This window comes from Rhizobium sp. 01N424 (genome assembly GCF_056399485.1).
This window is the reverse complement of record NZ_JBFTRK010000049.1, coordinates 1-420: the sequence shown is the minus strand read 5'-3', so window position 1 is coordinate 420 and position 420 is coordinate 1. Positions and strand designations below refer to the sequence as shown.

Sequence of the window (420 nt, the reverse complement as noted above, 5' to 3'; positions counted from 1 at the left end):
TTTCCCACTTAACCATRACTTTGGGACCTTAGCTGRCGGTCTGGGTTGTTTCCCTYTTCACGACGGACGTTAGCACCCGCCGTGTGTCTCCCGTGATAACATTCTCCGGTATTCGTAGTTTGCATCGGGTTGGTAAGCCGGGATGGCCCCCTAGCCGAAACAGTGCTCTACCCCCGGAGATGAGTTCACGAGGCGCTACCTAAATAGCTTTCGGGGAGAACCAGCTATCTCCSGGTTTGATTGGCCTTTCACCCCCAKCCACAGGTCATCCGCTAATTTTTCAACATTAGTCGGTTCGGTCCTCCAGTTAGTGTTACCCAACCTTCAACCTGCCCATGRCTAGATCACCSGGTTTCGGGTCTATACCCTGCAACTTAACGCCCAGTTAAGACTCGGTTTCCCTGCGGCTCCCCTATGCGG

Annotated in this window: 1 rRNA gene; it reads right to left on the bottom strand. The window is 53.8% G+C overall.

Features of this window, described 5'->3' with window-relative positions:
* Window positions 1-420, bottom strand: a 23S ribosomal RNA gene (locus AC1DNK_RS30025); the annotation flags it as partial.